Origin of the sequence: Streptomyces sp. NPDC059455 (genome assembly GCF_042750115.1) — a bacterium.
GTDB lineage: Bacteria > Actinomycetota > Actinomycetes > Streptomycetales > Streptomycetaceae > Streptomyces > Streptomyces endocoffeicus.
Map to the genome: position 1 here is coordinate 1 of NZ_JBHYVB010000272.1, position 12612 is coordinate 12612.

At 70.2% G+C, this 12612-nt stretch carries 2 protein-coding genes; one reads left to right on the forward strand and one right to left on the reverse strand.

Annotated elements, in window-relative coordinates; all coding sequences use genetic code 11:
- Positions 1–726 (reverse strand): condensation domain-containing protein (locus tag ACFXB5_RS48515; protein WP_385221147.1); only part of this gene is annotated, 726 nt, incomplete at its 3' end.
- Between the two features lie 533 nt (positions 727–1259).
- On the opposite strand from ACFXB5_RS48515, the gene ACFXB5_RS48520 reads away from it, so the two are divergent.
- Positions 1260–12612: amino acid adenylation domain-containing protein (locus ACFXB5_RS48520; protein WP_385221150.1), on the forward strand; the 11353-nt coding region annotated here is incomplete at its 3' end.

Here is a 12612-nt window from a genome sequence, read left to right on the forward strand (position 1 = left end):
CTCCACCAACCGCCCCGTCAAACCCTCCGCAACCTCACACCACACCTCACCCGGCACCACCCCACCACCACCAGCAACCACCGGCCCCAACACCGACGCCTCCTCCACCCCAGCCAACACCCCACACCACGCCGCAACCGCCGCACCCCGATCCCGCGCCCCATACCACGCGAGATACTCACGCCAGGGCACAGTGGGGGCCAGCGTGGATCCGGGAGCCTCGGGATCCTGGTGGTAGAGGGTGACCAACTCCCGCATCAGCAGTTGAGTGGACCAGCCGTCCAGCAGGATGTGGTGATTCGTCATCACCAACCGGAAACGGTCCTCGCCGAGACGGAACAACACGAACCGCAGCAACGGCGGCCGAGCCAGATCGAAACGGTCGGCACGGTCCTCCGCCAGCCAACGCTCGAAGACATCCAGTGCCTCGGCCTCCGCCAGACCCCGCAGATCTTCCTCCCGCCACGGCACCCGCACACGCCGTGCGATGGCCTGTACGGGCCGGGGCACTCCGCGCGTGATGAATCCCGCACGCAGGCTCATATGGCGATCCGCGATCGCCTGTGCCGCAGACCGCAGGCGCTGAGCGTCCACCGGACCGTCGAGATCGAAGACCAGCTGCACCATGTACACATCCGGCGCGCCATCGTCATAGACCGCGTGGAACAGCAACCCTTCCTGCAACGGGGTCAGCGGCAGAAGCTCTTCGATCCGGGATCGGACCATGGGAATCCCCCTGTTCGGACCGCTCGCACTGATGCACTACGCAAATCGCACGGAGATGGATAAGGAGAAGAAGGAGCAACGAGGAGCGCGGTGGACACGCGGGCATTCACTCTGTCCGAATAATTCAACGTAACCGAGCCGGGCGAGCCCGTCAACGATCTTGAATAGACGTCGGAACATTCAAATGGGCATTCTTCTCGGCGATAACTGGCAATGTGGACAGGTGGCACCTTGGTGCCCTCGCCGGTTCTCGGCATGCATCGGCGCAGCACTACTGAGCTGGGCGTTCTCTGTGTTGATGGCAGCGCCTCATACCGGGATGGACCGACGAAGACGGCGGGGGCGCCACTGCACCAAGCTGCCATTCACTTGCTCATGAGATGCCGTCCGGCGACGCTGGTACTAGCGGGCAAGGACACTCAAAACCGGGCTGGATTCAAATAACCACTGATTCAGATCACCACTGGATTCAGATAACTACCCTCACGCGTCTCTCTATGTGACGCGACTCCCCGATGAATTGGCTGGGTGGAATGGTGGAGAACACAGCGCTTGCGGCATGCACTGATCCGGACAGGGTGTCGTTGTCGGGGTTGTTCGAGGAGTGGGTCGTACGGACTCCAGACCAAGTGGCCGTGGTGTGCGAAGACCAGCGGTGGACCTACCGCGAGGTCAACGAACGGGCCAACCAGCTGGCCCGACTCCTGATGCAAGCCGGTGCCGGACCCGAACGCCGTATCGCCCTGGCACTGCGCCGCTCCGCACAGACCATCACCGCGATCCTCGCCGTACTCAAATCCGGCGCGGCCTACGTACCCCTGGACCCCGACTACCCCCAAGAACGCCTGGCCTACCTGCTACACGACAGCGACCCCACCGCGCTGATCACCACCACCGACATCGCCACCACACTCCCCACACCCAACCAGACCACACCCCGTGTGCTCCTGGACCACCCTGACACCACCGCCCGCCTGCAAGCCCTGCCCGCCACCAATCTCACCCCCACCGAACAACCCAGACCCCCCGACGCCCGTCACCCGGCTTACCTCATCTACACCTCCGGCTCCACCGGCACCCCCAAAGGCGTCACCATCCCCCAGACCAACCTCATCCACCTCTTCACCGCCACCCGGCACTACTTCACCGACCCCACCCACCAAACCTGGTGCCAATTCCACTCCTACGCCTTCGACTTCTCCGTCTGGGAAATCTTCGGCGCCCTCCTCCACGGCCACACCCTCATCATCCCCAACCACCACACCACCCGCTCCCCCCACGACCTCATCACCCTCATCCACCAAGAACACATCACCACCCTCTGCCAAACACCCACCGCCCTCTACCACCTCATCAACGCCCACCAACAACACCACCAACCCCTCCCCCTCCACCACATCATCCTCGGCGGCGAAGCCCTCGACCCCACCCGCACCACCACCTTCCACCAACACCACCCCCACACCACCATCACCAACATGTACGGCATCACCGAAACCACCATCCACATCACCCACCACCCCCTCAACCCAGCCACCCCCCACACCCCCAACACCCCCAGCCCCATCGGCCAACCCCTCCCCCACCTCACCACCCACCTCCTCGACACCAACCTCCAACCCACCCCACCCGGAACCCCCGGCGAGCTCTACATCACCGGACCCACCCTCGCCCGCAACTACCACAACAACCCCACCCTCACCGCCACCCACTTCATCGCCAACCCCTACGGACCACCCGGCACCCGCCTCTACCGCACCGGCGACCTCGCCCACCACAACCCCACCACCCACCAACTCCACTACCACCACCGCACCGACAACCAAATCCAACTCCACGGCTACCGCATCGAACTCGGCGAAATCGAAACCACCCTCACCACCCACCCCCACATCACCCACGCCGCCACCACCCTCCACCACGACCACCAAGGCAACAAACACCTCATCGCCTACACCACCACCAGCCGGAGCGTTCACCGGGCGGCGGACGTGGTGGAGCAGCAGGTCGAGGAGTGGCGCGCGGTCTATGACTCCCTCTACGGGGACCGGGCCGCCACTTCGCTGAGCGAGGACTTCGTCGGTTGGGACAGCAGCTACGACCAGCGGCCCATCCCCCTGCCGGAGATGCGGGAGTGGCTGGCCACGACCGTGGACCGCATCAGCGCGCTCGGCCCGCGCGATGTCCTGGAGATCGGGGTTGGCACCGGTCTGCTCCTGTCACGTCTGGCTCCGGACTGTGCGAGCTACTGGGGCACCGACGTCTCGGCCTCCGCCATCGCCGCCCTGGATCAGCGTGTGGCGCAGGATCCCGCGCTGGGCGCAGGCGACGGCCGGACGACGCTCGAGTGCCGGCCCGCCCATGACTTCAGCAAGCTGCCCGAGGGCCACTTCGACACCGTCGTCATCAATTCCGTCGTCCAGTACTTCCCGAACGTCGACTATCTGACCGATGTCATCACCCATGCCATGGCGGTCCTCAAGCCCGGTGGGAAGCTGTTCATCGGGGACGTACGCAACCTTCGCCTGCTGCGCTGCTTCGCCACCGCGGTCGCCCTCACCCAGGCGCCCGCGGGGACCACGCCAGAGAGCCTGCGCGCCACCGTGGACAACGCCACTCGCCTGGAGCGGGAACTCCTGGTGGACCCGGAGTACTTCACCACCCTCACGTCCGCCGTGCCCGCCATCGGCGCCGTCGACGTCCGCGTCAAGCGCGGCTCGGCGCGCAACGAACTCACCCGGCACCGCTACGACGTCATCCTCACCAAGGGTCCCGTCACACCCCTCGCCACCGACCACGCGCCACACCTCCGGTGGGGCGAGGACATCCGTACAGTGGACGGCCTGCGCGACGCGCTGGCGGGAGACCGCCGCCCACGAGCGCTTCGGGTGACCGGCATCCCCAACACCCGGCTGACCGGCGAGCTCACCGCCCTGCACCGGATCGACACCGGTGCCGACCCGGACGACGCCCGGCACCACCTCACGGCAGCGGCCCCGACGGCCGGGCACGACGGCTCGGACACCGAGCCGGACACGGAGCCGGACACGGAGCTGGATGCAGCGCCGGACACCGAGCCGGACCCGGAAGCGCTCCACCGGCTCGCCGAGGCTCGCGGCTACGACCTGGCGCTGCGCTGGGCGGCCGATGAAGCACGTCTGGACGGTGTGTTCATCGACCTCAGCGCCGACCGGCGTATGGCGACCCCTGATGAGACCATCCGCGACACCGCCACCCCCGACGGGCCCACTGTCGGCGTCCCCACCCTCGACATCGCCGCACCGCCCTCCACCACCCCCCGCCGTCCTGCCTCCGCCTACGCCAACGAGCCCGGGCTGGCCCACGGGACCGGTGCGGTGGTCGCCTCGCTCCGGTCGTATCTCAGCGAGCGGCTGCCCGCCCATATGGTGCCCTCGGCGGTCATCGCGCTCGACCGGATGCCGCTCACGGCGAACGGCAAGCTCGACCGCGCGGCCCTCCCCGCACCCGACTTCTCCGCGCTCGCTTCGGGACGGCCGGCTGCCACGCCCCTGGAGGCACGGCTGTGTGCCCTCTTCGGCGAGGTGCTCGGCATCCCCGATGTAGGCGCGGACACGAGCTTCTTCAACCTGGGTGGCGACAGCGTCCTCGCCATGCGGCTGGTCAGCCGCGCCCACTCGGAGGGACTCGTCCTCACACCGGGGCAGGTATTCCAGCACCGGACGCCGGAAGGGCTCGCTTCCGTCGCCCACTCCGGGGACGGCCCGGCGACCCCGTCGCAGGAGCGCACCTCCGGGGACGCGGGGCCTTTGGTGACCCTCACCCCACCCGAATACGAGAGCCTGTCGGCGGAGTCCACCGGCCTGTCGGCGAAAGCCACACACGCCACGCACGCCGCGGACACCGCGGACACCGCCGACGCCGCGGACATCGCGGACACCACAGAGCTGCTGCCGCTGACACCACTCCAGAGCGGACTGCTGTTCCACGCGGTGTACGACGAGGCGGCCCCGGACGTCTATCTGGTGCAGTTCACCTTCCACCTCGAAGGGGAGGTCAGCGGCCCACGCTTCCGGCGGGCGGCGGATGCCCTGCTGCGCCGCCATCCGAACCTGGCCGCGTCCTTCCATCACCACGGACTGTCCCAACCCGTGCAGGTGGTGGCGCCCGCTGTCCCCTCCGTCTGGCACGAGCTGGATCTCAGCGACCTTCCCGAAGAGCAGCGCCCCGCCGCGTTCGACCGGTGGCTGGCCGAGGACCGCGCCACGCGGTTCGACCTCACCCGGCCGCCACTGGTCCGCTTCGCCCTCGTCCATTGGGGCGCGAATCAGTACCGGGTGGTGATGACCAGCCACCACATCCTGCTGGACGGCTGGTCCGTGCCGCTCGTCGTCCAGGAGCTGTTCACGCTGTACGAGCGGGACGGGGACGACTCGGGCCTGCCCGCCACCGCGCCCTACCGGGAGTACTTGGGCTGGCTGCGACGGCAGGACCGGGACGCGGCCCGCGCCGCTTGGCGCACGGCGCTGGCCGGTGTGGCGGAGCCCACCCTGCTGGCACCGGCCGATCCGGGCCGTACGACCGTGGCGCCCGACGAGATGGCCGTCGATCTGTCGGTGGAGCGGACCGCCCAACTCGCGCAGCGTGCCCGGCGGATGGGGCTCACCCTCAACACGCTGGTGCAGACCGCGTGGGCCATCCTGCTGGGCCGGCTGACCGGCCGGGACGACGTGGTGTTCGGTACGACGGTGGCGGTGCGCCCGGCGGAGGTGGCGGGCATCGAGTCGTTGGTCGGGCTGTGCATCAACACGGTGCCGGTACGTGTCCGGGTGCCGGTGGGCCGACCGGTGGAGGAGCTGCTGGCGGCCGTACAACGCCAGCACGGCGAGCTTTCCGCGCACCACCATCTGGGGCTGTCGGAGCTGCGGCCCGCCGCCGGAACGGGGCAGCTCTTCGACACGGTGGTGGTCTTCGAGAACTACCCCGTGGGCGCCGGCGCCCATGCGCAGGCGGCCCGCGCCGGGCTGCGGCTGACGGCCACCGCCGGTCAGGACGCCACGCACTACCCGTTGGCGGTGGTCGTGGTCCCGGGCGAACGGCTGCGGTTGCGCCTCGGCTACCGTCCGGATGTGTTCGAGGCCCCGGCCATGCGGGCGGTGGCGCAGCGGCTGGTCCGCGTTCTGGAGGCCATCGCCGACGATCCGGGCCGGAACGTCGATCGGATCGACGTGCTCTCGTATGACGAGCGGAAGCGGCTGGTACCGCGCCGGGACGCCAGTGTCACGGTGACCGACCCGAAGGTGTCGTTGTCGGGGTTGTTCGAGGAGTGGGTCGTACGGACTCCGGACCAAGTGGCTGTGGTCCACGAAGACCAACGGTGGACCTACCAAGAGGTGAACCAACGGGCAAACCAACTGGCCCGGCTGCTACTGGAAGCCGGCGCCGGACCCGAACGCCGCATCGCGCTGGCTCTCCCCCGCTCACCGTGGACCATCACCGCCATCTTGGCTGTCCTCAAAACGGGTGCCGCCTACGTACCGCTGGACCCCGACTACCCCGAACAACGCCTCGCCTACCTGCTGAGCGACAGCGACCCCACCGTCCTGATCACCACCACCGACGTCGCCCGCACCCTCCCCACACCCGCCGAAGCGAAAGCCGTGCCTCGGGTGCTATTGGACGATTCCCACACCACCACCCGCCTCGAGGCTCTCCCCGGCACCGATCTGACCACGGCCGAATGCCCCGCACCCCCTGACGCCCGTCACCCCGCCTACCTCATCTACACCTCCGGCTCCACCGGCACCCCCAAAGGCGTCATCGTCCCGCAGGCGAACCTCATCCACCTGCTCGCCGCCACCCGCCACTACTTCACCCACCCCACCCACCAAACCTGGTGCCAATTCCACTCCTACGCCTTCGACTTCTCCGTCTGGGAAATCTTCGGCGCCCTCCTCCACGGCCACACCCTCATCATCCCCAACCACCACACCACCCGCTCCCCCCACGACCTCATCACCCTCATCCACCAAGAACACATCACCACCCTCTGCCAAACACCCACCGCCCTCTACCACCTCATCAACGCCCACCAACAACACCACCAACCCCTCCCCCTCCACCACATCATCCTCGGCGGCGAAGCCCTCGACCCCACCCGCACCACCACCTTCCACCAACACCACCCCCACACCACCATCACCAACATGTACGGCATCACCGAAACCACCATCCACATCACCCACCACCCCCTCAACCCAGCCACCCCCCACACCCACAACACCCCCAGCCCCATCGGCCAACCCCTCCCCCACCTCACCACCCACCTCCTCGACACCAACCTCCAAACCACCCCACCAGGCACCCCCCGCGAGCTCTACATCACCGGACCCACCCTCGCCCGCAACAACCACAACAACCCCACCCTCACCGCCACCCACTTCATCGCCAACCCCTACGGACCACCCGGCACCCGCCTCTACCGCACCGGCGACCTCGCCCACCACAACCCCACCACCCACCAACTCCACTACCACCACCGCACCGACAACCAAATCCAACTCCACGGCTACCGCATCGAACTCGGCGAAATCGAAACCACCCTCACCACCCACCCCCACATCACCCACGCCGCCACCACCCTCCACCACGACCACCAAGGCAACAAACACCTCATCGCCTACACCACCACCAGCCCGGATCACGGCGATACGCCCCCGGAGGAGCTGCGGTCGTATCTGGCGGAGCGGCTACCGGCCCATATGGTGCCCTCCGCAGTCATACGGCTCGACGCACTGCCCCTCACGCCGAGCGGCAAACTCGATCGCGCGGCGCTGCCCGCGCCCGCCCGGGGCGCCGAAGGGGCCAGTGGACGCGCGGCGGCGACACCACAGGAGGCGGTGCTGTGCCGTCTGTTCGCCGAGGTGCTGGGCGTGCCGGAGCCGAGCGTGGAGGAGGGGTTCTTCGCACTGGGCGGGGACAGCATCCTGTCCATGCAGCTGGTGAGCCGCGCCCGCCGCGAGGGGCTGGTGCTCACCCCCCGTCAGGTCTTCCAGCACCAGACCCCCGCCGCCCTGGCGCGCCTCGCCTCGCCGTCCGGCGGCCCGGCCCCGGCGGACGCCCGAGCCGCCTCCGCCACGCCCCCGCTGCTCTCCCTCACCACCGAGGACGTGGCCGCGGTGGAGCAGGCGTTTCCCGGTGCCGTCGACACGTTGCCACTGACCGCGTTGCAGGAGGGGCTGCTCTTCCACGCCGGGTACGACGAGGCGGCCCCGGATGTCTATCTGGTGCAGTTCGCCTTCGATCTCGAGGGCGAGGTCGACAGCGTGCGCTTCCGGCAGGCGGTGGACACTCTGCTGCGCCGCCACCCCCATCTGCGGGCCGGGTTTCTCCACCACGGCCTGTCCAGGCCGGTCCAGGTCGTGCCCCGCCATGCGCCGACGCCGTGGCAGGAGATCGACCTCAGCGGTTTCTCCCCCACCGAGCAGGAGGGGGAGTACGAGCGCTGGCTGACGGAGGACCGCGCCACGCGGTTCGACTTCACCCGGCCGCCGCTGATGCGGTTCACGCTGTTCCGCCTCGGCGGTGGGCGCAGCCGTCTGACCATGACCCACCATCACATCCTGCTGGACGGCTGGTCGACGCCGGTCCTGGTGCAGGAGCTGTTCTTCCTGTACGGGGAGGCCGGGGACGACGGTCTGCTGCCCCGCCCGGCGGCCTACCGCGACTACCTCGCCTGGCTCGCCGCGCAGGACGCCACCGCCGCCCGCGAGGCGTGGCGCGAGGCGCTGGCCGGGGTGGCGGAGCCGACGTTGCTGGCCCCGGAGGCGTACGGGCGTACGGCGGTGGTTCCCCGGGAGTTCTGCCTGGATGTGCCCGCCGAGCTGACGGCACGGCTGACCGGGCGCGCCCGGTCCTCGGGGCTGACGCTGAACACACTGGTGCAGGTGGCGTGGGGTCTGCTGCTGGGCCGGCTGACCGACCGCGACGATGTGGTGTTCGGGGCCACGGCCGCGGTGCGGCCACCGGAGGTACCCGGTGTCGAGTCGCTGGTCGGCCTGTGCATCAACACGTTGCCGGTTCGTGTACAACTCGGCCCGGATCAGCGGCTGTTGGATTTGCTGGAGGAGGTGCAGGCGCGCCAGGCGGCGTTGTCGGAGCACCAGCACCTGGGGCTGATCGAGGTGCAGTCGCTCGCGGGGGTCGGCGAGCTCTTCGACACGGTGCTGGTCTTCGAGAACTATCCGGTGCGGCCCGAGCGGGTCGGCGCGCCGGAGGACGGGCTGCGGGTGGTGGGCAGCACCGGCCGGGATGCCACCCACTATGCGCTGGCCCTGGTCGTCATCCCGGGCGAGTCCCTGCGGCTCCAGCTGGGCTACCGTCCCGATGCCTTCGGCCACTCGGCCGTACGGGAGCTCGCGCGGCGTCTGGTCCGGGTGCTGGAGAGCGTGGCGGACGCCCCGCAGCGGACGGTGGCGCAGCTCGACGTGCTGGCCCCGGCCGAGCGGGAGCGCCTGCTGCGGCAGTGGGGCAAGGTCTCGCCCGGCGTGACCGGAGCCGATGACACGGTGCTGCTGCCGGAGGTGTTCGAGCGCCAGGCCGAGCGCACCCCAGCCGAGGTGGCCGTGGTGTTCGAGGAACAGCGGTTCAGCTATGGGGAGTTGAACGAGCGGGCGAACCGGCTGGCCCGGGTGCTCGTCGCGGCGGGCGCGGGCCCGGAGACCCGGGTCGCCCTGTCCCTGCCCCGTGGCCCGGACCTGCTCATCACCGCGCTGGCCGTCCTCAAGGCGGGCGCCGCCTTCGTATCCGTCGATCCGGACTACCCGGTGCGGCGCGTGGCGTTCATGCTCACCGACAGCCGCCCGGCCCTCCTGGTGACGACCGGTGCGATCGCCGAGGCCGTGCGCAGGGAGGCGGCCGCGGTGCCACGGCTGCTGCTGGACGCGGAGGACACGGCGGACCGGCTGGCACAAGCGGGGACCGGCAACCTGGCGGACGCGGACCGCGGGTGTCCCCTGCTGCCGGACCACCCCGCGCACCTCTTCTACACCTCGGGTTCCACCGGCAGGCCCAAGGGCGTGGTGGCGTCCCGGGGCGGTCTCGGCCGGTTCCTGCGGGCCATGGCCCGGCGCACCCCGCTCACCGGGTCGGATGCGGTGCTGGCGGCCTCCACGCCATCGTTCGACGTAGTGGCGGTGGAGTGGTTCATGCCGCTCGTGGCGGGGGCGCGTGTCGTCCTGGCCTCGGCGGGCCAGAAACGCGATCCCGCCGCGCTGCTGGGGCTGATGGGCCGCCACGGGGTGTCGTTGGCGCAGGCCACGCCCACCCTGTGGCAGGCGGTGCTCGGCGAGGTGTCCGACGGCGGCGACCATGCGAGGGCGCTGTCGGGGGTGCGGGTCCTCAGCGGTGGCGAGGTGCTGCCCTCCCCGCTCGCGCGGCGGCTGCTCGCGCTCGGCGCCGAGGTGGTGAACCTGTACGGACCCACCGAGACCACGGTCTGGTCCACCACGGGCGCCGTCCGGGCCGATGACGACGGCGCGCCGCGGATCGGGACGCCGCTGGACACCACGCGCGCGTACGTCCTGGACCGGCACCTGGGCCTGCTGCCGCCGGGCGTGGTGGGCGAGCTGCACATCGCGGGAACGGGTGTGGCCCGCGGGTATTTCGACCGTCCCGGCCTGACCGCCGAGCGGTTCGTGGCCGATCCGTACGGTCCGGCCGGGTCACGGATGTATCGCACCGGCGACCTGGTGCGCTGGGACGAGGACGGGCGGCTGGAGTACCTCAGCCGGGCCGACCACCAGGTCAAGCTGCGGGGATTCCGGATCGAGCCGGGAGAGATCGAGGCGGTGCTGGCCTCGCATCCACAGGTGGCGCGGGCCGCCGTGGCGGTCCGCGAGGACCGGCCGGGTGACCCTCGGCTCGTCGGCTACTCCGTCGCCCGGCCCGGCCATGAACCGGCCCCGGCCGAGCTGCGTTCCTGGCTTCGCGAGCGGCTGCCGGAACACATGGTGCCGTCGGCGGTGGTTGCTTTGGACGCGTTGCCGCTGACGTCGAGCGGGAAGCTGGACCGCAAGGCGCTGCCCGCGCCCGGCCCCATCGGCGGACCGGGCACCGGCCGGCCACCGGCCTCCCCCTGGGAGCGGCTGTTGTGCGCGCTGTACGCGGAGGTGCTGGGCGTGCCCGAGGTGGGCGTGGCGGACAGCTTCTTCGAGTTGGGCGGGCATTCGCTGCAGGCGATGCGGCTGATGGGACAGGTCCGTACCCGCACCGGCGTCGACCTGGGCATCCGTGCGGTGTTCCAGACGCCGACGGTGGAGGGGTTGGCGGCGGTGATCCAGGGCGCGAAACGGGACGACGTGGCGCGCCCACCGCTGGGCCCGATGCCGCGTACGGGCCGGTTGCCGCTGTCGTACGCCCAGCAACGGCTGTGGTTCCTGGAGGAGTTGGAGGGCGATCGGGCGGCGACCTACAACATCGTGGTCGGCCTTCGGCTCCACGGCCCGCTGGACCGGGAGACGCTGCTGGCCGCGGCGGGGGACGTCGTGGCCCGGCACGAGGTGCTGCGCACCGTCTACCCACACGGGGACGACGGCCGGCCGTGGCAGCGGGTTCTGGGCCCGGACGCGGCCCGGTCCGCGCTGCACGCCGTTGTCCGGGACGTGCGGCCGGTGGCCGACGAAATGGACTCGGGCGGAGGCGCGGCCGGGAGCGCGTCGGACCACACACTCGCGGCGGCGCTGGCGGAGGAAGCCGGGCGTGGCTCCCACCTGGCCAGCGAACTGCCCCTGCGCGTAAGCCTGTTCCCGCAGGGCGACGACGAGCATGTGCTGCTTGTGGTGGTCCACCACATCGCGGCCGACGGCTGGTCGCTGGAGCCGCTCTTCACCGACCTGGCCACCGCCTACCGGGCCCGGACGGCCGGTTCGGAACCCCGCTGGAGCGACGATCTGCCGCTGCAGTACGCGGACTTCGGGCTCTGGCAACGCCAGGTGCTGGGTGCGGAGGACCGGGATGACAGTGTGCTCTCCCGGCAGCTCGCGTTCTGGAGGGAGACGCTCGCGGAGCTGCCCGAGGAACTCCCGCTGCCGACGGACCGGCCGCGGCCGCCAGTGGCCGGACACCAGGGCTCGACCGTGGACATCGCCGTTCCGGCCGCACTGCACCGGAGGCTGGCCGGGCTGGCCCGCTCCCGGGACGCCAGCGTGTTCATGGTGGTCCAGGCCGCCCTCGCGGCCCTGCTGACACGACTCGGTGCCGGGACGGACATCCCCCTGGGCACGGCGTTCGCAGGCCGCGACGAGGTGGCCGTGCACGACCTGGTCGGCCCCTTCGTCAACACGCTGGTGCTGCGCACCGACACCAGCGGGGACCCGGACTTCCTGACCCTCCTGGAACGGGTGCGGGAGACGGACGGAGCCGCGTACGCCCATCAGGAGGTGCCGTTCGAACGGGTGGTGGAGGCGGTCAACCCGGTCCGGTCCCTGGCCCGGCACCCGCTGTTCCAGGTGATGCTCACCTTCCAGAACCTTCGGGCGACCGAACTGTCCCTGCCGGGAGTGGCCGCCGAACCGCTGGAAGTGGCCACCGACACGGCCAAGTTCGACCTGGCCTTCGCGCTCGCGGAGACGCACGCCACCGAGGGCGGGGAGCCGAACGGCATCCGGGGCAGCCTCGAGTACGCCACCGACCTCTTCGAGCGCCACACGGCCCAGGCGATCGTCGACCGCCTGCTGCGTGTTCTGGACGCCGTCGCGGACCGTCCCGACCAGGCCTTGAGCCGGATCGACCTCCTCGGCCACGACGAGCGGAAGCGGCTGCTGGGCTGGGGTACGGGTGCCTCGGTGGCGGCGGCCGGGGCGGGGCGGGTGCTGCCGGAGCTGTTCGAGGAACAGGCGGCACATACTC